General features: G+C 45.5%; 23 protein-coding genes. 13 read left to right on the top strand and 10 right to left on the bottom strand.

Annotated elements, in window-relative coordinates; translation table 11 throughout:
- Window positions 1-2: 2 nt before the first annotated feature.
- The gene (locus GJU87_RS19170) at window positions 3-1,082 is read right to left on the bottom strand and encodes a C1 family peptidase (protein ID WP_153640950.1); all 1,080 of its coding nucleotides are present in this window, start codon (window positions 1,080-1,082) and stop codon (window positions 3-5) included.
- Between the two features lie 26 nt (window positions 1,083-1,108).
- Window positions 1,109-1,456, bottom strand: a complete 348-nt coding sequence (locus tag GJU87_RS19165) for an MmcQ/YjbR family DNA-binding protein (protein ID WP_153640949.1) — start codon at window positions 1,454-1,456, stop codon at window positions 1,109-1,111.
- Window positions 1,457-1,664: 208 nt separating this feature from the next.
- Between GJU87_RS19165 and GJU87_RS19160 the strand changes: the two genes are divergently transcribed.
- Complete coding sequence (locus tag GJU87_RS19160; RefSeq protein WP_153640948.1) at window positions 1,665-2,063, top strand: response regulator; 399 nt, start codon at window positions 1,665-1,667, stop codon at window positions 2,061-2,063.
- A gap of 3 nt (window positions 2,064-2,066) precedes the next feature.
- On the opposite strand, the gene GJU87_RS19155 is transcribed toward GJU87_RS19160, so the two are convergent.
- Both GJU87_RS19155 and GJU87_RS19150 read right to left on the bottom strand, forming a co-directional pair.
- Entirely contained in the window at window positions 2,067-2,435 is a 369-nt protein-coding gene (locus GJU87_RS19155; RefSeq protein WP_153640947.1) for a YraN family protein, read from the bottom strand.
- Window positions 2,432-3,337 (bottom strand): LD-carboxypeptidase, encoded by a 906-nt coding sequence (locus GJU87_RS19150; protein WP_153640946.1) that lies wholly within the window; start codon window positions 3,335-3,337, stop codon window positions 2,432-2,434. Before GJU87_RS19150 ends, GJU87_RS19155 begins: the two co-directional genes overlap by 4 nt.
- 294 nt (window positions 3,338-3,631) lie before the next feature.
- On the opposite strand from GJU87_RS19150, the gene GJU87_RS19145 reads away from it, so the two are divergent.
- The gene (locus GJU87_RS19145) at window positions 3,632-3,940 is read left to right on the top strand and encodes an isoamylase early set domain-containing protein (protein ID WP_153640945.1); all 309 of its coding nucleotides are present in this window, start codon (window positions 3,632-3,634) and stop codon (window positions 3,938-3,940) included.
- Between the two features lie 36 nt (window positions 3,941-3,976).
- Here GJU87_RS19145 and GJU87_RS19140 read toward each other — a convergent pair whose 3' ends face one another.
- On the bottom strand, window positions 3,977-4,786 hold the full coding sequence (locus GJU87_RS19140) for an ion transporter (protein ID WP_153640944.1): 810 nt from the start codon (window positions 4,784-4,786) through the stop codon (window positions 3,977-3,979).
- Window positions 4,787-4,984: 198 nt separating this feature from the next.
- Between GJU87_RS19140 and metG the strand changes: the two genes are divergently transcribed.
- From metG to GJU87_RS19115, 5 genes are all read left to right on the top strand, one after another.
- Window positions 4,985-7,018, top strand: coding sequence for a methionine--tRNA ligase (gene metG, locus GJU87_RS19135; RefSeq protein ID WP_153640943.1), 2,034 nt, complete (start codon window positions 4,985-4,987; stop codon window positions 7,016-7,018).
- Window positions 7,019-7,542: 524 nt separating this feature from the next.
- A complete protein-coding gene (locus GJU87_RS19130) occupies window positions 7,543-8,568 on the top strand; it encodes a LacI family DNA-binding transcriptional regulator (protein WP_153640942.1) in 1,026 nt (341 codons plus the stop codon).
- Between the two features lie 9 nt (window positions 8,569-8,577).
- Window positions 8,578-9,729 carry a glycoside hydrolase family 105 protein gene (locus GJU87_RS19125; RefSeq protein ID WP_153640941.1) on the top strand — a complete coding sequence of 384 codons (1,152 nt, stop codon included), beginning with the start codon at window positions 8,578-8,580 and terminating at the stop codon, window positions 9,727-9,729.
- 24 nt (window positions 9,730-9,753) lie between these two features.
- Window positions 9,754-10,596: a 5-dehydro-4-deoxy-D-glucuronate isomerase gene (kduI, locus tag GJU87_RS19120; protein ID WP_153640940.1), complete on the top strand. Its 843-nt coding sequence runs from the start codon at window positions 9,754-9,756 to the stop codon at window positions 10,594-10,596.
- A gap of 3 nt (window positions 10,597-10,599) precedes the next feature.
- Entirely contained in the window at window positions 10,600-11,388 is a 789-nt protein-coding gene (locus GJU87_RS19115; protein ID WP_153640939.1) for a gluconate 5-dehydrogenase, read from the top strand.
- A 362-nt stretch (window positions 11,389-11,750) separates the two neighbouring features.
- Here the strand turns inward: GJU87_RS19115 and GJU87_RS19110 are convergent, their stop codons facing one another.
- Window positions 11,751-12,764 (bottom strand): SPOR domain-containing protein, encoded by a 1,014-nt coding sequence (locus GJU87_RS19110; RefSeq protein WP_194831584.1) that lies wholly within the window; start codon window positions 12,762-12,764, stop codon window positions 11,751-11,753.
- Window positions 12,765-12,941: 177 nt separating this feature from the next.
- On the opposite strand from GJU87_RS19110, the gene galE reads away from it, so the two are divergent.
- Both galE and rfbB read left to right on the top strand, forming a co-directional pair.
- Window positions 12,942-13,970, top strand: coding sequence for a UDP-glucose 4-epimerase GalE (gene galE / locus GJU87_RS19105; RefSeq protein ID WP_153640937.1), 1,029 nt, complete (start codon window positions 12,942-12,944; stop codon window positions 13,968-13,970).
- A 45-nt stretch (window positions 13,971-14,015) separates the two neighbouring features.
- Window positions 14,016-15,071: a dTDP-glucose 4,6-dehydratase gene (rfbB, locus tag GJU87_RS19100; RefSeq protein ID WP_153640936.1), complete on the top strand. Its 1,056-nt coding sequence runs from the start codon at window positions 14,016-14,018 to the stop codon at window positions 15,069-15,071.
- A 76-nt stretch (window positions 15,072-15,147) separates the two neighbouring features.
- Here rfbB and GJU87_RS19095 read toward each other — a convergent pair whose 3' ends face one another.
- Window positions 15,148-15,519, bottom strand: a complete 372-nt coding sequence (locus GJU87_RS19095; RefSeq protein WP_153640935.1) for a hypothetical protein — start codon at window positions 15,517-15,519, stop codon at window positions 15,148-15,150.
- A 147-nt stretch (window positions 15,520-15,666) separates the two neighbouring features.
- Window positions 15,667-17,142: a cysteine--tRNA ligase gene (gene cysS, locus GJU87_RS19090; protein ID WP_153640934.1), complete on the bottom strand. Its 1,476-nt coding sequence runs from the start codon at window positions 17,140-17,142 to the stop codon at window positions 15,667-15,669.
- Between the two features lie 315 nt (window positions 17,143-17,457).
- Between cysS and GJU87_RS19085 the strand changes: the two genes are divergently transcribed.
- The 4 genes from GJU87_RS19085 (at window position 17,458) to GJU87_RS19070 (ending at window position 23,966) form a co-directional block, all read left to right on the top strand.
- Entirely contained in the window at window positions 17,458-17,721 is a 264-nt protein-coding gene (locus tag GJU87_RS19085; RefSeq protein WP_153640933.1) for a DUF1660 family phage protein, read from the top strand.
- A 197-nt stretch (window positions 17,722-17,918) separates the two neighbouring features.
- On the top strand, window positions 17,919-19,256 hold the full coding sequence (locus GJU87_RS19080; protein ID WP_153640932.1) for a TolC family protein: 1,338 nt from the start codon (window positions 17,919-17,921) through the stop codon (window positions 19,254-19,256).
- An 81-nt stretch (window positions 19,257-19,337) separates the two neighbouring features.
- A complete protein-coding gene (locus GJU87_RS19075; RefSeq protein ID WP_194831583.1) occupies window positions 19,338-20,462 on the top strand; it encodes an efflux RND transporter periplasmic adaptor subunit in 1,125 nt (374 codons plus the stop codon).
- Between the two features lie 30 nt (window positions 20,463-20,492).
- Window positions 20,493-23,966: an efflux RND transporter permease subunit gene (locus GJU87_RS19070; RefSeq protein WP_153640930.1), complete on the top strand. Its 3,474-nt coding sequence runs from the start codon at window positions 20,493-20,495 to the stop codon at window positions 23,964-23,966.
- A gap of 450 nt (window positions 23,967-24,416) precedes the next feature.
- Here GJU87_RS19070 and gldN read toward each other — a convergent pair whose 3' ends face one another.
- Window positions 24,417-25,268: a gliding motility protein GldN gene (gene gldN, locus GJU87_RS19065; protein ID WP_153640929.1), complete on the bottom strand. Its 852-nt coding sequence runs from the start codon at window positions 25,266-25,268 to the stop codon at window positions 24,417-24,419.
- Between the two features lie 96 nt (window positions 25,269-25,364).
- Complete coding sequence (gene gldM, locus GJU87_RS19060) at window positions 25,365-26,915, bottom strand: gliding motility protein GldM (RefSeq protein ID WP_153640928.1); 1,551 nt, start codon at window positions 26,913-26,915, stop codon at window positions 25,365-25,367.
- Window positions 26,916-26,917: the final 2 nt, after the last annotated feature.

Here is a 26,917-nt window from a genome sequence, read left to right as displayed (position 1 = left end):
CTTTACTTTTTAAAGATTTTCGTGCTCACTTCTTCGGGAATACTATTCCGGTTAACCGTAATGGCAATGGTATTCAACCGTACATAGCGTTCCGACATGTACAACATTCCGCCGTAGGCATTGCTTTTGGCCGACCACGAATTTTTCGTGATGTAATATTTATTACCGTCCGCGTCTTTGGCAATCCCCACGATATGCATCAAGTGATCGTCGGTTGTTTTCCAGGTAAGAAAAGCTTTCTGACGGGCTTGCTGGTCGACCGATACACTGTCCGGCAGAACAGCCAGACCTCTCCGGTGCGAGAAGCCTTTATCGCTGACATCTCCGTCCCAAACCACCGTGTATCCTTGCATGATGGCATGGTCCATCGTCTCGATGATATCGTCCTCCGGCACATTGTAGTACAAATCGTGTGACCAGTTGTCCGGAACTTCTAGGCTGAACTGCTGATAAAACGGGTGATGCATGTAGGAAGTGATCTCGACATACTGGTTGGGAACCAAGCCAAGCGACTTCATGAAAGACTCGGGTGTGAACGTCTTTCCATCATATTCGAAACTCTTCGGGTCTTTTCCCATGTAAGCGTCCAGCACTCCATTCAACGCATTCGACCAAACCGTCGATACGGTATTCATCTTATCAGAAACCAGACCTTCCAGCATCCCTTTCATCACGGCCTTCAATTCCGTATGATTGGCGTGTCCCGGATTATAAAGATTTCCCGGATAGACACTCTGCGGCACCAAACCGCATTTTTTCATTACGTCCAGCACATCGTGTGCCTGACCGCCTTCGTCGAAGTTGGCTTTTCCGTGCAACTCGACAAAATATTTGGCTTTCGCCGGATAAGCATTCCGCACAAAATACATTTCCGCCAAATCGAACTCACCTTTTCCCATCCGCAGCAACTCTGATTCAAGAAAAGAGGTCGTTGCATAACTCCAGCAGGTTCCAGTGCGTTGCTGATTTTTGACCGACGTATAAGCATTCTCTTTGACAACTTTAAATGAACTAACGTCCTGGGCCGTGGCTGAGCCCGCATAGAGTAGTCCTGCCAGGAGGACCAGAAATAACTTCTTCATAAAAACCAATATAAATGTAACTAACTTTATTCCAACTCATTTCGAACCTTTAGCGGCAATGATGACACCACCAGGCGATACGATTCATCAATCCATTCCTGAATCAATTTATCCGGGATAGTATCGTCAATACTAACCGTATTCCAGTGCTTTTTATTCATGTGATATCCCGGAGTCACGTGCGCAAATTCTTCCCGCAACTCAATTGCTTTTTCGGGATCACACTTTAGATTAACCCAGAGCGGACCTTCGAGATTTGTCAAAGCAAACATCTTTCCACCAACTTTGAAAACGAGGGCATCTTCACCGAAAGGAAATCCTTCCGTTGCTCCCTTCAACGACAGACAATATTTTCGCAACGACTCTATATTCATCTCGGTTTGACTTTGGTTGCTCCCAGCTAAAACTACAGCTTTTATTTTCCTTCCGGAATGACTATCTGCATATATCTGGCAGTCCCTATTTCTGTGCAATATTAATATAATCGACAAATGTTAAAAATACCTTATTTAATAACGAGTCACAATTTTTGATCCCCGGATAATTTTATATTTTAGCTACTTCAACTAGAATCGTAACAAAATGACGAAAAGAATCCTTTTGGCAGAAGATAATTTGATGAGCCAAAAACTGGCGCTGCTGGGGTTGAAAAGCTATCATGTCGATGTTGCGAAAGACGGGGAAGAAGCGGTGGAGTTGTTTCGCAATAATATTTATGATGTAATTTTGATGGATATTCAGATGCCGAAAATGACGGGCGTAGAGGCAACCATCGAAATTCGTCAAATCGAAGTTTTAGAAAACAGAATTCCAAAAACTGTAATATTGGCGCTTACAGCCGATGTATTTTCCAGTGTAACCGAGGAATGTACCGAAGCCGGCATGAACGGATTTTTCCCAAAACCTTTCCGCCCGGCGGAGATGTCTGACCTAATTGAAGAAATGTACTCGCGTTTCGCGCATACCACTGCACCGGAATAACGACTAATTCACCGGAGGAATAAAAGCCCCCGGATAATGCTGCAACTCGAACTTTTCGCCATAAAACACTACGGTAATCACGTCAAATCGACTTTCCACATCCAGATTTCGCATACGCAGAAAAATATCTGCAGCCGTCACCAAGTTTCTGATTTTACCTGAAGAAATAGCTTCCAATGGGTGCTCATATTGATATCCGGTCCGCGTCTTCACCTCCACAAAAACCAAGTCATCACCATCATAAGCAATGATATCGAGCTCCTTGTGATCGAAAATCCAGTTTCGCTCAATTATCCGATATCCCTTTCGGGTCAGGTAATCAGTCGCTATCTGTTCGCCTTTTTCACCAAGTTCTCTTGATTTTCGGGTCATATCTGAAAACTTAACCGGGATTCCTTCTCTCCAACTGTCAGTCTTGTTTCTGCTCCCATAATTAATGGATAATTCGGCATAACGTGACCAGCCGGAAAACCAAACATAACCGGATAGTCATAATCATCAACCGCTTCCTTTATTATCGCTGCCGCCTCTTTCCCGAAGCCGGTGTCGCCATCTTTCATATCCGAGAAGTGTCCTACTACCAGGCCGCTCAGCTTCGCAAGAATACCGGATACTTTCAGGTTCATCATCATCCGGTCGAGATGATAATGATATTCGGCCAAATCCTCGATAAACAAGATATTGCCTTCCGGCGATAAATCCAGCGGTGTTCCACGCAGGCTGTACACAATCGACATGTTTCCTCCAATCAGCGAACCGGAAGCTTCTCCTGCACGGTTCAACGGATGGTTTGCCTCTTTGAACCACGGAATTTTCCCTTTCAACAAATCGATTGTCAGTCGAAAACTCTCAGACGGTACCCCTTCCTGATCGAAGAACGCAGTCATCACTCCGTGGATCGACGCAATGCCCTGCTGAAAAAGAAAAGCATGAAACACGGTGATATCACTGAAGCCGATAAGCCATTTGGGGCGTTGCAGGAACCTACTCCAGTCGAGCAACTGATGGGTCCGCAAGCTTCCGTAACCTCCGCGGGCAAAAAGGATAGCTTTCACCGATTCATCATCCAAAGCCTTTTGCATATCGCCCGCTCTTTCGACATCGGTCCCGGCAAAAACGCCTGACTGACCAAAAGCGTGCTCACCAATTTCAACTTCAAAACCTTCTTCTTCGAGAAGCGTCGCGCCGTGTTTAACAATTTCAGGATTCACTTTCCCGGCGGGAGACACAATGGCAATTTTATCGCCAACTTTCAAGTAGGGTGGGTATATCATAAAACGTGTTTGATTTTTTTTATCGTTCAGAACCAGCCGATTCCGGATTACCGGAAATTTTCCAGCCCATTTTTTACATGACTATGAAATTAAGAAAAGAAGACAGCCATACAAAATCGTTCTGAATACTCCTGCAGGCCAGCTTTTGTTTCCAAATTGTTTCTGAAGTGTGAATATTTCATAAATATTTGCTTTTCAAGGCATTTAGCCATTCATAATAATATGAATGCTCCTATCTTTAGAGTTATCATACCTGCAACAACAGCAGTTAAGTTTCACCAAAACCTCGTTTAAATGAGTATCAAAAAGCAGACACTAAAGTCGAAGCCGGTTTGTAAAGTCACATTCCGGATTCCAAAGGAAATGGCACCTGAAGCCAATGAAGCAACCGTTGTTGGCGACTTCAACGACTGGAAAGAAGACGTTGCCCCCATGCAAAAACTGAAGTCGGGTGACTTCACTGCAACACTCGAATTATCACCTAAGCAATCCTACCAGTTCCGTTACCTGCTCAACAAATCCGTTTGGATAAACGACCAGGAAGCTGACGGTTACGTCCCCAATGCCTTTGGCGAAGAGAACTCAGTCGTTAACACCTTATGAAATGACGCAATGCCGGTACCCCACCGGCATTTTGTTTTATTCGAGTTTATTTCCGCACTTCTTGCAGAAACGTGCCTCGCTATCCGGTTCGCGATAGCTACACGACGGACAAACCAACTGCTTTTCCTGTCGTGAGCTTTTTACGGCATCGTTTATCTCCACCGATATTATCCCGGTAGGAACGGCAATAATGGAATAACCGATGAGCATCGATACGGAAGAAATAAATTTTCCCAACACGGTCACCGGTGCAATGTCGCCATAACCAACAGTGGTGATGGTGACAATCGCCCAATAGATACTTTGCGGAATGGAAGTGAAACCGTTTCGCTCGCCTTCGACCAGGTACATTAGCGTTCCCAGAAACAAGACCAGCGTTAACACCACACCAAAGAAGACCACGATTTTGTACATACTCTTTTTCAGGGCCGAAATCAAGACCTGCGATTCGTGCATGTATCTTCCCAGTTTCAGTATCCTGAAAATTCGCAGCAAGCGGAACGCCCGGACCGTTAACAGGAAATGAGACCGCAAAAAGAACAACCCGATGTAAGTCGGCAAAACAGACATCAGGTCAATAATCCCGAAGAAACTGGTAACGTATTTCCACCGACGCGGATGCGTCAAAATCCGCAAGACATATTCTACCGTAAACAGGATGGTGAAAAACCACTCTAAAAACTGGAAGGTTCCGGGATAGGCAGCCCGAAATGATTTGACACTCTCGAGCACAACCGTTAAAACACTGAGCAGAATGGCCCAAAGCAACACAACGTCAAAACCACGCCCGGCCGGTGTATCCGTTCCAAAAATAATTCGGTAAAGTGTACGTCTTAATTTCTGCATTCGCGGGAAAATTTATACCAAGATAATAAAAACCCGAGCAGCTCCCGCACAGAGGATATGAAGACAAACCTGCGAACCAGTTCACGCCTGAAACCGCATAACCGGAATTTCCACAATAAACCCCGTTGCATTCTGTAGGCATTGATTATCTTTGTGCTTCAATACGAAAAATCATTCATCACCGATATTCCAAACAACATGAGTCATTACAAACGAACGCTTATCACCTCGGCATTACCCTATGCCAATGGTCCGGTTCACATCGGTCACCTGGCCGGCGTATATGTTCCGGCCGATATTTATGCCCGTTACCTCCGTCTCAAAGGAGAAGAAGTGGCATTCATCGGCGGATCGGATGAACATGGCGTTCCCATTACCCTGAAAGCAAAAAAAGAAGGCGTTACCCCTCAGGATATCGTCGATAAATATCACGGCATCATCAAGGAATCGTTTGCCAAATTTGGTATTTCCTTCGATGTTTATTCCCGCACCAGTGCGAAAATTCATCACGAAACAGCTTCGGAGTTTTTCAAAACCCTTTACGACAAAGGCGAGTTTATCGAGCAAACCTCCGAGCAGTTCTATGACGAAGAGGCCAGGCAGTTTCTGGCCGACCGGTACATCACCGGTACCTGTCCGAAATGTAATTACGAAAAAGCGTATGGCGATCAGTGCGAAAGTTGCGGTTCGTCACTCAACGCAACCGACCTCATCGATCCAAAATCGGTACTGAGCGGTAACAAACCCGTTTTACGGGAAACCAAGCACTGGTATCTGCCACTCGACCAATATGAGCCGTGGTTGCGTGAGTGGATTTTGGAACAACACAAAGAGTGGAAACCGAATGTGTACGGTCAGTGTAAATCGTGGATTGACGGCGGACTGAATCCCCGCGCGGTTACCCGTGACCTGAATTGGGGCGTTCCTGTTCCGGTCGACGGTGCCGAAGGCAAAGTGCTCTACGTTTGGTTCGATGCACCCATTGGCTACATCTCGGCAACGAAAGAGTGGTCGCCCGACTGGGAAAAGTACTGGAAGGATCCGGAAACGAAAATGGTCCACTTCATTGGAAAGGACAACATCGTTTTCCACTGTATCATCTTCCCTTCCATGCTGAAAGCAGAAGGAAGTTATATTCTTCCCGACAATGTTCCGGCCAACGAATTCCTCAACCTGGAAGGCGACAAAATCTCGACCTCGCGGAACTGGGCCGTTTGGCTACACGAATACCTTGAAGAATTTCCCGGCAAGGAAGATGTGCTGAAATATGTACTCACAGCCAATGCTCCGGAAACCAAGGACAATGACTTTACCTGGAAAGATTTCCAGACACGGAACAACAGCGAGTTGGTTGCTATCCTCGGAAACTTTGTGAACCGCGTACTGGTACTGACCAACAAATATTACGATGGGGAAACTCCGGCGGCCGGTGCTTTGGAAGCATATGACAGCGAGACGCTGGCTGACATCAGTAAGCTGAGAAAAGACGTCGAGAAATCGCTCGACAACTACCGTTTCCGGGAAGCCCTGAAAGGTGCGATGGATATGGCCCGTTTGGGGAACAAATACCTAGCCGATATGGAGCCCTGGAAAGTGGTAAAAACCGATCCGGAGCGGGTAAAAACCATCATGAATGTTTGTTTGCAGATTGCGGCCAATCTCACCATCGTTTTTGAGCCCTTCCTGCCTTTCAGCATGAACAAATTGCGTGGCTTCATGAACCTGGAAAAACTCAGCTGGGAAAATCTGGGACGTACCGATTTGATAGCGGCCGGTCACAAGGTTAACAAGCCGGAACTGCTTTTCGAGAAAATCGAAGACGCCACTATCCAGGCACAAGTTGACAAGTTGCTGGCAACGAAAAAAGCCAACGAATTGGAAGCTGCCGAGGCCAAACCAGCCAAAGAGAACATCGAATTTGACGATTTCGCGAAGCTGGACATCCGGGTAGGTACCATCATCGAAGCCGAGAAAGTAGCCAAGACGAAAAAGCTGCTGAAACTAAAAATTGATACCGGCATCGACAAACGAATCGTGGTTTCAGGTATTGCCGAATATTACACGCCGGAAGAAATCATCGGTAAGCAGGTTTCGATTTTGGTGAACCTGGCGCCGAAAAAACTTCGCGGAATCGAGTCGCAAGGCATGATCCTGATGGCCGAAAATCCCGATGGAACTTTGGCATTCGTCTCACCCGACAAAGCCATTAAAAACGGTGGCGAAGTTCGCTAAGCCTCCCACAAAACATATAAACAGGCGGTCATTTCGGATATAATATTCCGGGATGGCCGCTTATTTTTCTCGGCCAACCGCATGGGTTAGCTTGAATTGCCGCCCCCATATGGCCCCATCCATTCCTACGAAACAATGAGGGTTGCTTCACCGTATTCATGCCCCTAAAAATGATCGTAAACAAACTCACTAAAACATTATTTTGACCGGTTGCACAAAATCACCGCAGGTTTTAACTCAAACCACACGTGGTTTCAGTCAAAAGCACGCAAGGTTCTCATCAAAATCACGTTAGGTTTCGATCAGAACCACACGTCTTTTTTACCAAAAGCAGGCGTGGTTTTGAAGAAAGAGCAATTCAGCTCTTTTTTTAAGCTTCCCGGCTCATTACTTCTGTAATATCTTATCCAACGAATCATCATGCAGTAAAGCTGGTTTTACGGGGAATTATTTTTTCAATACTCAATGAAACATTCAATGCGCAATCGGTTGCACAACTTTTTCACATTGTTTAATATTGTAAGGTGAAAAATCCGCGCATTACCATACACGATTTGGCCAAAGAGCTGGGATTATCTTCCTCTACTGTTTCGAGAGCACTGCAGGGCAATCCCCGCATCAGCGAGAAAACCCGTAAGGAAGTGACCGAACTGGCGGCCAAGTGGAACTACCAGCCCAACAGCAACGCCTCAAACCTGCGTAAAGGTCGGAGCAATACCATTGGCGTGTTGGTACCGCGCATCAGCCGGCATTTCTTTTCGAATGCGATTGCCGGAATTGAAGCGGTTAGCAGTGCGGCCAAACGAAACGTGGTGATATTCCAGTCGCATGAAAGTCTGGAAAATGAAAAAGCCGGACTGGAAGCGTTCCTGCGTATTCCGGTTGACGGATTTATCATGTCACTTTCGGCAGAAACCAGGCAATACGAACACATTCGGGAGGTGTTAAAGCGAGATATTCCCATCGTCTTTTTCGACCGCGTGCTTGAAGAAGAGAACAACTACCGGGTCGTACTCGACGATTATGCCGGAGCTTTTCAGGCAACAGAACACCTCATCCGGCAAGGTTGCCGAAAGATTGCTTTCATGGGCGGTCCTGACTATTTGAATAACTACCGGGAAAGAAAAAGAGGTTTTACGGACGCCCTGGGAAAAAATAACCTTTCGGTGAATCCGGAATGGATGGCTGAGCAAGCGCTTACGCGTGAAGAAGGCGCTGATTTTGCGGAAAAAATCTTTGGTCAGTCGGTTCAAAATCGTCCTGACGGACTTTTCTCCTGCAGTGATTACTCTGCACTAGGCGCGATTCTCTTCATGAAAAAAACAGGAATTCGTATCCCAGACGAGGTAGCTGTGGCGGGTTTCGCTAACGAGCCCTTCACCGAATTCATGGAACCAGCTATGACCTCTGTCGACCAGTCGGCCGAAGAGATGGGACGAAGCGCGGCCGAAATGCTGTTCCGGATTATTGACTCTAGAGACTCTGAAAAAAGCGCTAAACAACAATACATTCAACCCAAACTAGTCATCCGAAAATCAACCATGAAATAAAATTTGCCGATGAAGACAATCGATTGCATAAAAATAAAATACAGCCGCCTGACACAAATTCTGATTGCGATAGTTCTGTTATTAATCGTTTCGGTAAGTCGTGCGCAAACCACTGCGTCTTTATCCGGAAAACTCATGCGTCCGGATGTATACAGGGCGATGGAAAAGGTAGCCGACTGGCAACTCAAAACCCCGCTTCAACACCAGCTCACCGACTGGACGAATGGCGCTCTCTACAAAGGAATGGTCGAGTGGGCAAAAATTGCCAAATCGCCTAAATACTACAATTGGCTTTACAACATTGGCGAAAAAACCAACTGGCAACTGGGCAAACGGACTTATCATGCTGACGACCATGTGGTAGGACTTATGTACCTCGAGATGTACCGAAAATACCACGAGAAGAAGATGCTGAAACCAACAAAGAAACGGTTGGACTGGATCATGAAACATCCGTCGGATGCCAGCATCAAAAATTTCTCCTATGAGAAAGGGAATAATTGTACCGATCGCTGGTCGTGGTGCGATGCTTTATTCATGGGACCAACCGTTTGGGCAACACTGTCCAACGTAACCGAAAAGAAGAAATACCTGAACTTCATGTTCAAAGAATATAAAGCCACCACCGATTATCTCTTCGATACGGATGAAGATCTGTTTTATCGCGATGACCGGTATTTCGATATGCGGGAAGCCAATGGCCAGAAAATATTCTGGGGACGAGGCAACGGATGGGTATTTGCCGGCCTGTCCATCATCATGACGGAGCTACCTGAAAACTATACGGAACGCCGCTATTTCGAAGATATTTTCAAAAAAATGGCCGCTAAACTGGCGACACTACAGGACTCTTCTGGATACTGGCATGCCAGCCTGCTTGACCCAAAATCGTACCCGGCACCGGAAACCAGTGCAACTGCATTCTACGTGTATGGCCTGGCTTGGGGAATCGCCAACGGCCTGCTCGATAAAGAAATTTACCTGCCGGTTGTGGAGAAAGGTTGGCAAGCCCTCATCGATGCTGTTCATCCTGACGGAAAACTGGGTTGGGTGCAACCCATTGGCGCCGATCCCAAACACGTGACCAGCGACATGACCGAAGTTTATGGAGTCGGCGGATTTCTGCTGGCAGGAAGTGAAATATACCGAATGTTAAAATAAGGATTCATTAAAAATCAAATAGATATGAGTACCACATACGAAAAGAGACACAACGCCCATCCGGATGACGCCAAACGCTATAATACCGAGCGTCTGCGTAAAGAATTTTTAGCCGATAACCTGATGAATGACGATAAGATTCATTTCATCTACTCGTTCATCGATCGGTACATGGTTGGAGGTGTAATTCCGAAAAGCAAAGCATTGGAACTGGAAAGCATCGAGCCATTGAAAGCCGATTATTTCCTGGAAAGAAGAGAAATGGGAATCATCAATGTGGGTGGAAAAGGGAAAATTACCTCCGACGGTGAGACTTATGAGCTCAACTACAAAGAGGCACTTTATCTCGGCAGAGGAACGAAAAAAGTAACCTTTGAAAGTGTGGATGCCAGCAAGCCGGCCCACTATTATATCAACTCCGCTCCGGCGCACACCAGTTACCCGAATAAACTGGTTACCATGGCCGATGCCAATGTGCTGGAACTGGGAGCGCTCGAATCATCAAATGCACGCAAAGTCAACCAGCTTATCATTAATGGAATCGTTCAGACTTGCCAATTGCAGATGGGATTGACAGAACTGCAGCCCGGAAGCGTTTGGAACACCATGCCTGCACACACCCACGACCGGAGGATGGAAGCGTACTTCTATTTCAACGTTCCGGAAGGACAAAGTGTCTGTCACTTCATGGGTGAACCGAAGGAAACCCGCCACATCTGGATGCACAATGAGCAAGCCGTTTTGTCACCTTCGTGGTCGATTCACAGTGGCGCCGGCACCTCCAACTACTCCTTCATCTGGGGAATGTCGGGTGAAAACCTCGATTATAGCGATATGGATTTTAGTCAACCCGATGAATTACGATAAACCATGATGAACTTATTTGACTTAAATGGCAAAGTAGCGCTGGTAACCGGTGCCACACACGGTTTGGGGATGGCGATGGCCAAAGCGCTGGCGCAGGCGGGAGCAACTCTGGTCATTAACGGCCACACCCCTGACAAAATGGAAAAGGCACTCGCCGCTTACGCTGAAGACGCTATCCAGGTAAAAGGCTATCTCTTCGATGTAACCAAAGAAGACGAAGTCATCAAAAATCTCGATATCATCGAAAAAGAGGTTGGCCCTATTGATATTCTGGTCAACAACGCCGGCATCATCAAGCGTGTTCCAATGACCGAAATGGATGTGGAGGAATTCCGCATGGTTGTAGATATCGATTTGGTCGCTCCGTTTATCATGGGACGCAATGTAGTAAAGCGATTGCTGAAAAGAAATGCAAGCGGTAAAATCATCAACATCTGCTCGATGATGAGTGAGCTGGGACGCGATACAGTCGGTGCTTACGCCGCAGCCAAAGGCGGTCTGAAAATGCTAACGCAGAATATGGCTACAGAATGGGCCAAATACAACATCCAGGTGAACGGAATTGGCCCCGGCTATTTTGCAACAGAACAAACTGCTCCAATCCGGGTTAACGGACATCCGTTCAATGATTTCATTATCAGTCGTACACCGGCCGGACGCTGGGGTGATCCGGAAGATTTGGCTGGAACCACTATTTTCCTGGCATCCAAAGCATCCGATTTTGTAAACGGACAAGTGGTTTACGTAGATGGTGGAATTCTGGCTACTATCGGCAAGCCCTCAAACGAATAGCGTTCAGATACATTAAAGAATTAGACAACGAGCAGTAGGTTAATAAAGCAGATTATTACATCCATTTCATGAATCCTGGTCAGGGGCACTTTGCTATGACCGGGATTTTTACGTTTTGACTACTTTATTGTACAAAATGAATGGAATTGAAGGAGCGTTCCGAACCAACTTAGGTACTCCGGAATCTACTACAGGGAAATAGACAATCAAAACCATACCCCGAAAACCGGCACCCCTTATGTAGAAGCACCAAAAGCCGGATGCCCCCGTTTTTGCCATCCCGTTTATTCGGGGTGGCATTTTTTCGGACACAAAAAAGGCCGGCAATCAAGCCAGCCCAATATCGTATTGTCAATATTCTTCTATTCTTCCAGCAACCAGATTCCCGATTTAGGATTGGCCTTGGTCAGATTATCCAATACGGCCAATGCCTCGTCACGATCGTTGTACGATTGAATTGTTACCCGGTAAAATCCGTTATCCAATGTAAAAATCTGGGAATCGTACCCCTGACGAATCAAATCGTCCTGATATTTCTTCGCGTTTACTTCGCTTTTAAAACTTCCGCCAACCAGGTAAAAACGGGTGGCATCTTCATTGGTAACGGGCTTTTCGACTCTAACCGCCGGTTCACTCACGACCTGATTGTCGGCCAGGGTTTCGTCGGCTTTGGGTTTTGCTTTCGATTCTACTGGTACCGACTCAGCCGGAATTTTATCAGCTGCAACAAACGTGTCTGCCGGCGTACTATCCATTACCGATAACACAGATGATGTAGTCGATGCCTGGTCACCTGTTGACGTATCTCCCTGTTGCATGTGCTTGGAAAGAGGTATCAAGGTAAGTGCCAGCATCAGCGGAACTCCGATAAGCAATTTTTTTGCCGTCCGTGAATTGAAAACGACCCGCACAGCCTCTTTGTCTTCGAAGCGGGCGGTCGTCCGCACCAAATCGTTGCGCTCAATCTTCGGGAAATGGAAATCGCCCATTCCGTAAGAATCGAGCAATAAATTTTCAACCAGTTCCGGTTCAAAAATCAGCTTCTCATGCCTATCGTAATGAAGCGAGCCGATGTGCTGGAATTCCAGTTTCTCACCGTTTTCGAGCTTCGACCATGCTTCATCAACAAATTCAGCAATAATCTGACGAGCTTCCAGATACCCTACTCCTTCGCTTTCGGAAATGTGATTCACCAACAAACCATCATTTCCGGTCAGCTTACTGTTAAAAACAATCTCTTTGCGCGGAGGGGCAAACGTATTTCGGTTGTAATCGACTCCGGCCGGCTGGTAATTCGAAATGAAACCACCCAGTTCAGGAACGATAACACAATCGTGAATTCGAACTAATTCAATAAGATAGATGCTGATATCCATTTTCCCTTTTAGCATTTCTTAGCAACCAAATGTAGCGAAAAATTAGGTGAAGCCAAACCTTACTTTACAATAAAGTTATCAAACAGAATAGCTTGAGAACTGATCCTCCTGAGAAGCAAAATTTTATCCTATAATTCCTATTTTTGAGACTCCGATAAAAATGAAAGGAACCGATACATGAAAAAGCAAATTCTGGTAACCGGAGGAACGGGTTACATTGGATCTCATACTGTTGTTGAACTACAGGAAGCCGGCTACGATGTGGTTATTATAGACGATTTGTCGAATTCGACTGCCGATGTAGTGGACAAAATTGAAAAGATAACCGGTATTCGCCCCACATTTGAGGAATTTAATCTTCAGGATTATAATCGACTGGAAGCATTCTTCAACAAATATCCGAATATAGAAGCCATCATTCACTTCGCCGCCAGTAAAGCAGTAGGAGAATCGGTTGAAAAGCCACTGCTTTACTACCGGAATAATCTGGTTTCGCTGATGAATTTGCTGGAGCTGATGCCCAAACATGATGTTCCCAACTTCGTTTTTTCATCATCATGTACCGTTTACGGTCAGCCTGATGTTCTTCCGGTTACGGAAGACACGCCCCGTAAAGAAGCCGAATCGCCTTACGGGAATACCAAAGCAGTGGCCGAAGATATTATCCGCGACAGCGTAAAAGCGATGAAGGGAATCAACGCTATCGCACTTCGCTATTTCAACCCGGTTGGGGCACATCCGTCGTCACTTATTGGTGAATTGCCCCGCGGTGTTCCTAACAACCTGGTTCCTTTTATCACCCAAACTGCAGCAGGGCTTCGCGAAAAGCTAAGCATCTTTGGTGACGACTACAACACTCCGGATGGAACGGCCATCCGCGATTACATCAACGTGGTCGATTTGGCCAAAGCCCACGTGGTAGCGATTGAACGACTACTCGAAAACAAAAATGATGCTCGCTACGAGTTTTTCAATATTGGTACCGGAAAAGGAGCCTCGGTATTAGAACTGGTAAAAACCTTCATTGAAGTTACCGGAGTAGACCTCAATTATCAGATTGTAGGACGCCGCGCAGGTGACATCGAGCAGACCTATGCCGATACTACCAAGGCTAACAAGATACTGGGCTGGAAGGCAGAAAAATCACTGGGAGAAACACTACTTTCTGCCTGGAATTGGGAAAAGAAAGTCAGGAATATACAGTAGCGACAACCTTTGTTATTACCTTTAGGGTTCTGAAATAGCAAGACCATGCAGAAAACTATTTTAATTACCGGAGGGGCCGGATTCATTGGCTCCCATGTTGTTCGCCGTTTGGTAAACGGTTACCCGGAATACCAAATCATCAACCTCGATGCGCTGACGTACGCCGGCAACCTGGAGAACCTGAAAGACATCGAAAACAAGCCCAATTACCAGTTCGTAAAGGGCGACATTACCGATGACGATTTTATACAAAAACTTTTCAGGAAATATCAGTTCGACGGCGTGATGCACCTGGCTGCCGAATCGCATGTCGATCGCTCCATCAGCAACCCGATGGAGTTCATCATGACCAACATCGTGGGAACGGTTAATTTGCTGAATGCAGCCCGCGAAATCTGGAAAGATGATTATTCCGGGAAACGGTTTTATCACATTTCAACCGACGAGGTTTACGGCTCGCTCGGAGCAACAGGTTTCTTTACTGAAACCACTTCTTACGACCCTAAAAGCCCCTATTCTGCATCCAAAGCCAGCTCCGATCATTTGGTCCGGGCCTATCACAACACCTACGGGCTTCCGGTAGTCATTTCGAACTGCTCAAACAACTACGGCCCGAATCAATTCCCGGAGAAATTGATTCCGCTGGCCATCAATAACATTAAAAACAACAAGCCGATTCCGATTTACGGAAAAGGAGAAAATATTCGCGACTGGCTGTACGTTGAAGACCATGCCCGGGCCATCGACCTCATTTTCCAGGAAGGAAAAGAAGGAGAAACCTACAACATTGGCGGTAACAACGAATGGACCAACATTGATCTGATTCGCACCCTCTGCAAGGTGATGGATAAAAAACTGGATCGGGAGCCCGGAACATCGGAAAAGCTCATCACTTTCGTGAAAGACAGGGCCGGCCATGATTTACGCTATGCTATCGATTCTTCCAAGTTGATGAAGGAGTTGGGCTGGAAACCGTCGCTGCAATTCGAAGAAGGGATTGAGAAAACCGTCGATTGGTACCTGGGCAACCAGAAATGGCTGGAAAATATTGTCAACGGAACCTACGAGAATTATTATCGTGAAATGTACGAGAACCGATAATCATGGGTTCGGCATTCAAGATAAAAAGCCGGAAGTTGTTTTATGCTTCCGGCTTTTCTATTTCAGGTAATGTAAATTAATCAATTCTGGAAGCTTTCACTTCAACCGGCCCATCGGGACTATTGGCTTCGCCCACTAAACTTCCATCGACCAGCTTAAACTTAACAGTTACCAGATTATACTCTATCTCCACTTCCATCACCAACTCATCATTTTCAAAAGCGACTGACGAAGCCGGCAAACGATTCCCGTTGACCACCAGTTCTCCGGCCAAACCATTTTCAGCTTCTGTCAGCACAATTCGTCCTGACGTGTATGGATAAGGTGCAGTGGGTGCTGAATATTCCCAGGTACCGGCTATTTTATTCTTTTCATCGGTACCAGCTTTCGCTTGAAAAGCAACCATCAATAGCAAAGCAAATGCAGCAATTATTCGAAAAGTTTTCATAAGCACGTTTTTGTAGTTAATGACTTTGGTTTCACCTGCATGGTGCTTCCTAAATTTAAGAGCATTTTCTGAACAATAAAAATGAGACGAGCATAAAAAAACCTGCCTCATTAAAAGCAGGTTTCTGTTCGTTATCAAGTGCTTATTTTATTTCTTCAGCTCCCAGGAAAAGCCATCTTTGGTATCTTTTATTTCGAATCCAAGGGCGCTTAATTCATTCCGAATCTTATCAGCGGTTGCCCAGTCTTTGTTCTTCTTGGCCTCTATCCTCAGATTCAACAATAAATCCACAACGTGCGTCATCGTTTCTTCACCTCCACCGGCAGCCGCTTGCTCTTCCGATTGCAAGCCCAAAATGTCGAATGCAAATTCGCGATACAGCTGTTGAAGTACGGTTAAATCTTTCGCTGATATCTTTTCCTTCCCATCATTGATGGAGTTGATCATCTTCACGCCATCAAACAGATGCGCAATCAGGACGGGGCTGTTCAAATCATCGTTCATCGCTTCGTAGCACTTTTCCTTCAAAGCGGCTACATCAACGGTTGATCCAGCGGAAGCCGGCAGATTTCCCAGCACTTCAATCGCTTTCATCAAACGCTCCATCCCTTTTTCGGCCGCCTGCAGTGCTTCGTTCGAGAAATCGAGCGGGCTTCGATAATGCGCCTGCAGAATGAAGAAACGAATCGTCATGGGGCTGTACGCCTTCTCCAACAAATCGTGCTTACCTCCGAACAACTCGTTGAGTGTAATGAAATTCCCCAGCGACTTGCCCATCTTCTGGCCGTTGATCGTAATCAGGTTGTTGTGCATCCAGTAATTCACCGATTCATGTCCGGTGCAAGCAACACTTTGAGCTATTTCAGCTTCGTGATGGGGAAACAGCAAATCCATTCCACCTCCGTGGATGTCAAACCGTTCGCCCAGGTATTTAGTGCTCATCGCTGTACACTCCATGTGCCAGCCGGGATAACCGTCGCTCCACGGCGACGGCCAGCGCATGATATGCTCAGGCGTTGCTTTTTTCCACAGGGCAAAATCCATCGACGATCTTTTCTCCGATTGTCCGTCTAATTCTCGGGTATTGGAATAAAGATCTTCCACTTTTCTTCCGGAAAGTTTGCCGTAATGGTGGTCTTTCGAGAATCTCTCTACATCGAAATAAACCGAGCCGTTGCTTTCATAGCCGTATCCAGCTTCCAAAATCTTCTTCACGGCCTCAACCTGCTCTATAATATGCCCCGAAGCCGTCGGCTCGATACTCGGTGGAAGGTTATTCAGCCGGGCCATATTTCCGCGATAGCTGTTGGTGTACATCTGCACAACCTCCATTGGCTCCAGCTGCTCGACTTTCGCTTTGCGTTCAATTTTATCTTCTCCCTCATCAGCATCGTCAACCAGGTGCCCCACATCGGTAATGTTCCGCACATAGCGCACTTTATAACCCACGTGTTTCAAATATCTGAAAAGCATATCGAACGTGATAGCGGGCCGGGCGTGTCCCAAGTGTGCTTCACCGTAAACTGTAGGTCCACAGACATACATCCCCACAGCTCCGGGATGAATGGGTTTGAACAATTCTTTCTTCCGCGTAAGCGTATTGTAAATGACGAGCTTGTCCATTCGGGTTAAGAATTAAAAATTGATGCACAAAGGTAGAAAAATCAGTGCGGATGAAAAAGCGACATGCCACAGCTTTCGCCGAAAGGAGTCGGATTGTCATTTACCGACGAATAACCGCCATTCACCGATTTTTCGTTTCATCTGCGTTCAGGTTATTCGATTTTTGAATTGTCATTGAAAAAGCACCAGATCGGAAATTCAAATCCCGAGGGTTTCCCGTTTTCGGAAAATGAGACGACCGGGAAAACACCACGGGTTAGATTTGCCAGACCAAACGAAATCCAGATTTCAGACATTTTACAAATTTCACCAACCATGAAAAAACGAAGAACAATGGAAAATGATCATTCTGACATACCAAAACGGAAACCGTTTCATGTTGTCTGCTTCCTGTTCGGACACGATTTTGACCCCATAAATGCCTGCTCGAATGAGGATGAACACTGTCAACGCTGCGGAAAGAAATGTGAGGAGCACGACCGCTGGTTTGACTGGAACTCGTATATCCGTTGGCGATTATTACCGGTACGAAGAGTTGTTCAGAAAGTAAAAGGCAAGAAAGACATCTATTCATTCTAAAATCCCCAATCTTTTACCGAACGCCATTCACCGATACAACGCCGCCGTTTACCGATTCTTTCTTGAAACGCGTTTTGTCCCCCTCTATTTTTGCACTAACACATTGTAATTAAAATATCCATACCTACCTCGCTAGTTTCCCCCAAACACACAGATGTAAGTATGAAAAAAAAATAGATTAACCTGAATAATTAACGATGAGAAAGACACTCTTACTTGCTTCACTTTGCCTGATGTTTGTTTACGGGGCAAAGGCACAGCAACCGGACACACTATACTTCACACTTGACGAGGCGCTTCAGTACGCGATGGAGCACTCGTTCAATTCGAAAAACGCTGACATTGATTTGCAGACGTCTCAGAAAAAAGTGTGGGAAACCATTGCTTCCGGGCTACCGCAGGTTGATGCCTCGGCCGGATATACGGCCAACCTGAACTTGCCGGTATCGCTTATTCCGGCTGAATTCGTCGGCGGTGAACCCGGAACCTACATTCCGGTGAAATTCGGCCAGGACTACAACTCCAATTTCGGCTTTTCGGTTTCTCAGATGATTTTCGACGGCTCGTACCTGATTGGTCTGAAATCGGCCAAAATATACGTGGATTTGGCTCGTAATGCCAAAGAGAAAACCAATATCGCCGTAAGGGAAGCAGTCACCAGCGCCTATTTCACAACGCTGATTGCTGAAGAAAAAATGGGTATAGTGAAAGACAATCTGCTGAACAGCGAACAGCTGCTGAAAGAAGCAAAAGCCTATTACCAAAATGGCTTTCGCGAAGAACAGGATGTGGAACAACTGCAGTTGATGCAACAACAGGCCGAAAACGAAGTGATCAAAGCCGAGCGGGAAATCAGGGTATCGAAGATGGTCCTGAAATTCGCGATGGGCATGAATGTGGATTGGGACATTCAGCTGAAAGACAGTCTTTCGCGATTTATTCAGCCCATCCAAACCGGAGCAGCGTTAACCGGGAAGTTCGATTATACACAGCACATCGATTACCGGATGCAGGAAACCCAGGTAGCCGCCAAACAATCGTTACTCAGCCTGGAGAAGGTCAGTTTTCTGCCCAAGCTAAACGCTTTTTACAACTACCAGAAAACGGCTTACAGCAATGAATTTAATGTTACAACAGCCGATTGGTATCCATCCTCGATGGTTGGTTTGCAAATCACGTTGCCCATCACTTATTCCGGTGCACGTACTTCGCGGATCAATCAGGCAAAACTCGAAGTAAAAAAAGCTGAAAATGAACAGTTGCAAAACATTCAGAACCTTCAGATGCAATATCTGACCGCATTGTCGGACATGGAAAGTGCGATGGACAAATACAAAAACGATAAGGAAAACAGAGCCATCGCACAGCGGATTTACGACAAAACACAAATAAAATTCAATAACGGAATTGCTTCCAGTACCGAGTTATCGCAAAACGAAACGCAGTACCTGACAGCGTATTCCAATTACCTGATATCCATGCTGCAACTATTGCAGTCGAAAATAAACCTAGACAAAGCAGAAGGAAATTTATAAAAATACTCAACGGTTTAATTACCAGTCAAGAAAATGAACACATACCAGCTTAACGATTTGAAATTGATACAACCCGGAAAGATGAAAAAGCTATTACTGATATTACCACTCGTTGTTTTGATGGCCTGCAGCGCCACTACAACCGAAGAAGGTGACCGCAAAGCCAAAGAACAATTGCTTCAGGATTATCGCCAACAGGCTACGGAACTGAAGCAGAAGATTGCCCAACTGGAAAAGGAACTGGGCACCGAAAAAGTAGATAAAACAATTCCCGTCAAGGTGGATACCGTTGTCCCGAAACGCTTTACGCATACCATCGAAGTGACCGGCAATGTAGAAGCCGACGAAGATGTTACGGTAGCTCCGGAAACCGCCGGAAACATTATTTCCATCGATGTAACCGAAGGACAGCATGTAAGAAAAGGAACTGTGATGGGCCGCCTGAATACCGAAGCGATTCAACGAAACATCGAAGATTTGCAGATTCAGCTTGAGTTAGCCAAAACGGTCTTCGAACGTCAGCAGAAACTTTGGGACCAGCATATCGGATCCGAGATTGAATACCTGCAGGCCAAATCTAACAAAGAATCGCTACAGCGTAAACTGGAAGGATTGCAGGCTCAACTCGATATGGCGATTATTAAATCGCCGGTAGATGGAGTAGTCGATCGTATCTACCAAAAGCAAGGCGAGATTGCCGGACCAGCCATTCCGTTTGCCAAGGTCGTCAACATCTCCAATGTGCGGATTTATGCCGATGTATCGGAAGCCTACCTGACTTCCATTCATGCCGGACAGGAAGTAGATATCAATTTCCCGGCCCTGAAGAAAACGGTCACCGCACCGATTTTCCGGAAGTCGAGCACTATCAATCCCGACAACCGGACTTTCCAGGTCAGGGTTAACCTGAATAATCCCGACAAGGAGATTCGTCCGAACCTGGTTTCGTTGCTGCACATCACCGATTACAAAGCCAACGATGCCATCGTTGTTCCGTCTATTCTAATCAAGAATGATTTCAACGGAAAGTACGTATTTGTGGCTGCCCAAAATTCAGGGAAGTGGAAAGCCTCGAAACGATATGTTGAAACCGGTCGCAATAACAACAACTACACCATGTTGAGTAACGGCTTAAAAACCGGCGAAAAACTGATTGTAGAAGGATACGAACAGGTTGTCGACGGTTCACCCATTTCCATTCACTAATTGCCAAACAACTTGTAACAAAAGATTCCGATGTCGAATATTGAGAACAACAATAATTCATCTAATACCGAGGGTATTCACCGGATTTTCAAGCCGACATATGCCGCTCTGAAGAATAAAACAACGATTTTTATTTTGACGGCAATTCTGGCTGGCTTCGGATTACTTTCGTACCAACAGATGCCACGGGAACTCAATCCGGAGATTGTGATTCCCTATGTGATGATTTCGACCGTTTATCCGGGAAACTCACCGGTCGATATTGAAAACCTGATTACACGTCCTATCGAGAAGGAGTTAAAGAACCTGAAAGGCGTTAAAAATGTCAGTTCGTCTTCTTACCAGGATATGAGTTTGATTGTCCTCGAGTTTGAAACCGATGTGCCCGTAAAACAGGCATTGCAGGACACCAAGGACCAGGTTGACAAAGCCAAGAGCGAACTTCCCGATGATTTGGATAATGACCCGTCGGTAGAAGATCTCGATTTTGAAGAATTTCCCATTATGAGCATCAACCTTTATGGCGACTACAGTTTGTCAGAGTTGAAGCGTTATGCGGAAAAACTGCAGGATGAACTGGAAGGACTATCCGAAATATCGGAAGCCGATATCCAGGGAATCGACGAACGGGAAATTCAGATTGACGTCGATCCGTACATGCTCGAAGCGAGTAATGTAAGCTTTCAGGATATTGAAGATGCCATCCGGTTTGAAAACGTGACCATGGGCGCGGGAGAAATGATTTCCGATGATACCCGCCGGTCTATTCGTACGCAAGCCGACTACTCCAACATGAACCAGATTCGCAATACGATTGTGAAATCGGAAAACGGAAACGTGGTGTATTTGCGCGACATCGGGAATGTTACTGACGGATTCCAGGAACGAACTACCATCTCGCGACTGGACAAAATGCCGGTTGTGAGTCTTTCCATCGTGAAAAAGAGCGGTGCCAATGTATTGGATGCATCCGACAAAGTTTACCGGATTATTCAAAAAGCGAAAGATAGTGGTGCGATTCCTTCCGGACTGAACGCTGTCGTTTCTGACGATAGCACGACTTATATCCGGAACCAAATCAACAACCTGGAGAATTCCATTATCATGGGAATGTTGTTGGTGATGTTTATTTTGTACCTGTTCATGGGACCACGCAATGCGCTGTTCTCCGGTCTGGCTATCCCGATGTCGATGTTCATTTCGTTCATCATCATCAAGCAGATGGGCTATACATTGAATTTCATGGTACTATTCTCCATGATTCTGGCTCTGGGTATGTTGGTCGACAATGCCATTGTGGTGGTTGAAAACGTGTACCGGCTCTATTCCCACGGAAGTGATGCGATGACGGCAACCAAGAAAGGAGTAAGTGAAATTGCCTACCCGATTATATCGTCAACGGCAACTACGCTGGCAGCGTTCTTCCCATTGGTCTTCTGGAAGGGAATCATGGGAGAATTCATGAAATACCTTCCCATCACACTGATTATCGTGCTTACCTCGTCGCTGTTTGTAGCGTTGATTCTGAATCCGGCTTTCACCTCCACCTTCATGAAACTGGAGAATCTGCACGGGAAAAAGAACATGACCAAACTTTGGCGCAATGCAATAATTTTTGCCATTCTGTCCATTCCTTTCTATTTCATGAAAGTGTTTTGGTTTGGAAATATATTGGCTGTCATCACACTGGTTATTCTGGGGAACCATTATATCATGCGCCCATTGGCGAGGGCTTTCCAGGAGCACTTTATTCCGCGAATGGAAAAAGCGTATGAAGGCACACTTCGCTTTGCGCTGAAAGGAAGAAATCCCTGGCTTTTTGTAACAGGAACTTTCGTGGTATTGGTTTTCTCGCTCATGTTTTTCATGAGCCGCCAATCGGGTGTTCTGTTTTTCCCGGACGTTGATCCAACTTCCGTTTATATTACAATGGAACTCCCGGTGGGAACCGATTTGGACCGGACAAACAAAGTGTCGAAACAGGTTGAATCAATTGTCTATAAAACGCTCGAGCCGTACATGGACATTGTCAAGTCAGTCAATACAGTTGTCGGTGTTGGAAAAGGCCAGATGTTAGGTTCGAACCGCGAGACGAACAAATCGCTAACGACTATTTCTTTCAAGGAATTTAAATACCGTCATGGCGAGAATACGTCGGAGATTATGCAGAAACTGACAGATAACCTGTCGGGATTTGTTGGAGCCAAAATTTCGCTCGATAAAGACGAAATGGGACCGCCCGTTGGAAATCCTATCAACCTGGAAATTTCCGGCGACGATTTCGATGAGTTAATCAAACTCTCGACGCAGGTCAAATCGCTAATCGATGCCGAAAATATTCCGGGAATCGACCAGTTGAAAATCGATTTGAATGTAGACAAGCCGGAAATGGTTGTAGACGTTGACCGCGATAAAGTGCGACGGTTTGGTCTGTCGACACAGCAGGTTGCCTATGCGCTCCGGAGTTCATTGTACGGCCGGAAAGTCGGTAAATACAAAGAAGGTGAAGACGAATACGACATCATGCTCCGTTTCAAGGATAAATACCGGAACAATGTTGCTTCTCTGATGAACCAGCGCATTGATGTCAATGGTGGCGGCGACGGTGCCAAAAAGGCCATTCCAATTTCGGCTGTAGCCGATTTCCAGTACGGAACCACTTATGACAAGATCAACCGCAAGGATTTTACCCGGGTTATCACACTTTACTCGGGCGTGAAAGAAGGTTACAATGCCAATGAGATCAATGAACGCATTCGACAGGTATTGAAAGGATTCGATGTTCCTCCGGGGTACAAAATAGATTTCACCGGCGAGCAGGAAGAGCAAGCTGATACCATGGCCTTCCTTACACAGGCATTGTTAATTGCGCTTTCGCTGATTCTGATTATCCTGGTCACCCAGTTCAACTCACTCATCAGGCCGTTGATTATTGTGGGAACTGTTTTATTCAGTACCATCGGAGTATTCCTGGGATTGGGTGCATTCAAAATGCAGTTTGTCATCCTGATGACTGGAATCGGAATTATTTCGTTGGCCGGAATTGTGGTGAACAACGGAATTGTATTGGTCGACTACATCGACCTGCTACGCCAGCGCCGGAAAGAAAAACTTTCGTACCGGCAGGATGCTTTCCTTGAGATAAAGGAACTACAGGGACTGATTGTAAAAGCCGGAAAAACGAGGCTCCGTCCGGTGTTACTGACCGCCATCACCACGGTACTGGGACTGCTTCCGCTGGCCATCGGGTTGAATTTCGACTTCATTAAGCTGTTCACTTCTTTCGATCCCGATTTCTACGTAGGTGGAGAAATGACTGCTTTCTGGGGACCAATGTCCTGGACCGTAATCTTCGGACTGGTATTCGCAACCTTCCTTACGTTGGTGATTGCGCCGGTCATGTACCTGATTACAGTAAAAGTTAATTACACCATACGGAAATGGCAGGGAAAAATTCCTACTGATTTAATGACTGATGATTACGGTCAGGAATTGATTCAGTAAAACTATATCATCTACGATTCGAGACGATCCACATCGGGTCGTCTTTTTTTTTTGAAAGTCTCCACCATCATTCTTGCAATTGCGATGAACCACTCACCATTTTAGAGGAAAAACATAACGCTCCAATGAGAACCGTATTAAGCTTCGACGAGAACCGTATTAAGCTTCGACGAGAACCGTATAAAGGTGGCAGAGAGAACAGTATAAAGACAGTAGGGAGAAACGTACAAAGATTTAACGAGAACGGTATAAAGACAAGAAGAGAAACGGTTCTTTTTTGAGAATAGCTTTTTCTGGAAATCATCATCTTACTTTCCAAATGACGATGAAATGAGTAGAATATAAACGATAGAGAACAGTGTGCCCTTTTAAAAGCACAAAAAAACCGGAGGAAATATCCTCCGGTGTATATAAACTTGAATGAGAGTGCTATTTTATTCTTCGGGAAATTTAATATTCCCAGAGATCCTGTTCGAAGTTGAAAATTTCGTTTTTAATTCGTTCCGATTCATTGGTAGCATACTGTCCCTGCGCATACTGACTAATTGCACGGTCATTGTAAATGTTGGATTCCTTGGTAATATAACTGTCAAACTTGCGCAACAGGAAAATATCGTCGAAACTAAGGCTTCTTGAGTCGTTGAAAGGATTCAACACCTCATATTTTGCCAACAGGGGACGAACTTCGGGATAATATACCCAGAATACCTTTCTGCGAAGCGGACGATCATGGTTTACGTCGTCGTCACGAAAAAACTCCTGAATAGGACATAAGCCGATAATCCGAACCTGGAGCGTTGATGTTTGCTTATCGAAATACCAAACCTCTTTCACCATGATCTGTTTAATATCTTCGGGATTAATGTCCTGATCGACCTTGACATTTTCCATCTCTCCCGTTTCAAAATTCCTTCGTTCCACCATTTTAGGTACAGCACCAAATGCTTCCTTCACCTGATCGAACGTCATCGGAAGTTTAAACTCATTATCGGTGGAAGCATCGTAGGCAGTAATTTGTCCTTCTTTGATGCCTTTCAACAGAAGATTGATGAGGTTCAACCGACCATGCATTTCCCGGGTAGGATAATACAAATCCTGGTTCATCTTTTCCCGCAAGTCAATGATTCGCCAGATGGTTTTTGACCAAAACACATCAGCTTCTCTGACTGCAGGAAGCGGAGCCGGTTTCCGGTCGCGGGTAATTTTTTTCTGGTAAGGACCATCAATAACCTGCGCCGTTGCAGGCTGGGTTGCAGCACAAGCCAGCCCTATTGCAAACAGAATCAAAAATAGCTTTTTCATTCTTCTCAAGTTTGTTCTTCCAAATTAATAATCTACCAGTTAGCGAATCAGTTAAGTATTTCTGTTACTTCCCGTAAATTAGGTTCAGCAGGATGTTTATCTGATTCTAAAACTGATGGCCGAAAGGTTACGGGTTGTCCCGTCTTCTCCTTTGGCTACAATGTTTTCAATATACAGTCGACTGCCGGAGTTGAGACTCTTCATCAGGTTAATCTGGTCCGGAGTAAACAAATTGCTGTTGGATTTTTTATCCACTACGAAACCTCCCCGTGTCGTTGAAACCACAAATGAGGTTACCGTAAATTTCATATCGAAATCGAAATCGGGAATTTCAGCATAGACTCCCTGTTCGAGTAATAATTCGTTTTTGGTAATCTGACCTTCGTTTTTACCTCCGACGGTAGCCACCGGGTCAGGTACTCTTTTCACCCGGAAATCAGTTGAACCGATTGTCTTCACATGACCATCAATTTCGGCTTTCACCGTAATAACCGATTTCACACCGGGCTTCTTCGGATACACTAAATAATTCCGGCCATTCGACTTCATTGTCGCATTGGTAATCGAAGGAATAACTTTATTTGCAGGAATACCCGGCACTGAAATAGAGACTGGGTTTGCCAAACCTGCATAAAAGACATTCATCTTAGTAGGAGATACCGTCATCGACGGCTTAGCCACCTGGTATTCACCTTCAAACGGATATTGTCTGATTTGACCCGATGGGCCTTTATAATTGATGAATCCCTTCCAGTGATGAGTTCCTTCGGTCGTCGCAGGAACCTGATATTCTCCAACTCCTTCACCTTCTAAAACCGGGACCTTTTTACCATCAACCAAAATCTGGGGCTCAGCCGTTGTATCGACTGCGGAAAGGAAGATTCTCGCTTCGTAGGTTCCGCCTTCCAATACATAGTCGGTTTTCGGCAATATCTGTGCTTTTAGCTTATTGAATTTAAACGAAGTGGCATCGATTTTAGAATACAGATAATTGGCCACATCGGATTCGGTATTACGGATATCACTCTGCATCTTCGACATCAAAGTTACAACAGCAACGAGCGGATATCCCTGAAATATAGACTCCTGCCATGAAGGCGAATTACCTTCCACCGGAGGCGGATCGGATGTATTGAGACTACTTTTTATACTTGCAATCAACGCTGTATCTTTGGGATCGACCAACGACAAAAGATACTTGCGATACGATTCTATTGATTGCTTCAATTCTTTACCTAAACGCCCCTGGTGTTTTACCAGCATCAACTCCGGCGCTACCTGGGTATTATCCTTCGACTTAATGTTATGGATATTACCATCTTCACCGTCTGCTGCAACCACCAGCATCTTTTTTAGCTCAGTAATATAATTATAGAGCGAGTCAGTTTTTGCTTTAACGGTTTTCGCCTCCAGATTCAGATTTCCTGATTTTTCCGGATTGTCAAGAGCAGCCTTCGCGAAATCGGCATAAACCCTGGCATTCTTCGAATTGAAATTCTCGATAGTCGTCGATAACCCTCGATCCACAGTTTCAAAAGCATCCAGCACTGATTTATCGACATTTAGTGCCAATAAAGCCATTAGCACCAGATACATCAGGCTAATCATTCGTTGCCGTGGAGTTTCCGGACAATTTTTTGCACTCATTT

The sequence above is a fragment of the Prolixibacter sp. NT017 genome (genome assembly GCF_009617875.1).
GTDB lineage: Bacteria > Bacteroidota > Bacteroidia > Bacteroidales > Prolixibacteraceae > Prolixibacter.
Note: the sequence above shows the minus strand (reverse complement) of the source record. Positions and strands in the feature narration are given on the sequence as shown.

Coding starts and splice junctions, on each gene's coding strand:
- GJU87_RS19170 (WP_153640950.1), bottom strand. CDS start 1,082: ATGAAGAAGTTATTTCTGGTCCTCCTGGCAGGACTACTCTATGCGGGC.
- GJU87_RS19165 (WP_153640949.1), bottom strand. CDS start 1,456: ATGAATATAGAGTCGTTGCGAAAATATTGTCTGTCGTTGAAGGGAGCA.
- GJU87_RS19160 (WP_153640948.1), top strand. CDS start 1,665: ATGACGAAAAGAATCCTTTTGGCAGAAGATAATTTGATGAGCCAAAAA.
- GJU87_RS19155 (WP_153640947.1), bottom strand. CDS start 2,435: ATGACCCGAAAATCAAGAGAACTTGGTGAAAAAGGCGAACAGATAGCG.
- GJU87_RS19150 (WP_153640946.1), bottom strand. CDS start 3,337: ATGATATACCCACCCTACTTGAAAGTTGGCGATAAAATTGCCATTGTG.
- GJU87_RS19145 (WP_153640945.1), top strand. CDS start 3,632: ATGAGTATCAAAAAGCAGACACTAAAGTCGAAGCCGGTTTGTAAAGTC.
- GJU87_RS19140 (WP_153640944.1), bottom strand. CDS start 4,786: ATGCAGAAATTAAGACGTACACTTTACCGAATTATTTTTGGAACGGAT.
- metG (WP_153640943.1), top strand. CDS start 4,985: ATGAGTCATTACAAACGAACGCTTATCACCTCGGCATTACCCTATGCC.
- GJU87_RS19125 (WP_153640941.1), top strand. CDS start 8,578: ATGAAGACAATCGATTGCATAAAAATAAAATACAGCCGCCTGACACAA.
- kduI (WP_153640940.1), top strand. CDS start 9,754: ATGAGTACCACATACGAAAAGAGACACAACGCCCATCCGGATGACGCC.
- GJU87_RS19115 (WP_153640939.1), top strand. CDS start 10,600: ATGATGAACTTATTTGACTTAAATGGCAAAGTAGCGCTGGTAACCGGT.
- GJU87_RS19110 (WP_194831584.1), bottom strand. CDS start 12,764: ATGGATATCAGCATCTATCTTATTGAATTAGTTCGAATTCACGATTGT.
- galE (WP_153640937.1), top strand. CDS start 12,942: ATGAAAAAGCAAATTCTGGTAACCGGAGGAACGGGTTACATTGGATCT.
- rfbB (WP_153640936.1), top strand. CDS start 14,016: ATGCAGAAAACTATTTTAATTACCGGAGGGGCCGGATTCATTGGCTCC.
- GJU87_RS19095 (WP_153640935.1), bottom strand. CDS start 15,519: ATGAAAACTTTTCGAATAATTGCTGCATTTGCTTTGCTATTGATGGTT.
- cysS (WP_153640934.1), bottom strand. CDS start 17,142: ATGGACAAGCTCGTCATTTACAATACGCTTACGCGGAAGAAAGAATTG.
- GJU87_RS19085 (WP_153640933.1), top strand. CDS start 17,458: ATGAAAAAACGAAGAACAATGGAAAATGATCATTCTGACATACCAAAA.
- GJU87_RS19080 (WP_153640932.1), top strand. CDS start 17,919: ATGAGAAAGACACTCTTACTTGCTTCACTTTGCCTGATGTTTGTTTAC.
- GJU87_RS19075 (WP_194831583.1), top strand. CDS start 19,338: ATGAAAAAGCTATTACTGATATTACCACTCGTTGTTTTGATGGCCTGC.
- GJU87_RS19070 (WP_153640930.1), top strand. CDS start 20,493: ATGTCGAATATTGAGAACAACAATAATTCATCTAATACCGAGGGTATT.
- gldN (WP_153640929.1), bottom strand. CDS start 25,268: ATGAAAAAGCTATTTTTGATTCTGTTTGCAATAGGGCTGGCTTGTGCT.
- gldM (WP_153640928.1), bottom strand. CDS start 26,915: ATGAGTGCAAAAAATTGTCCGGAAACTCCACGGCAACGAATGATTAGC.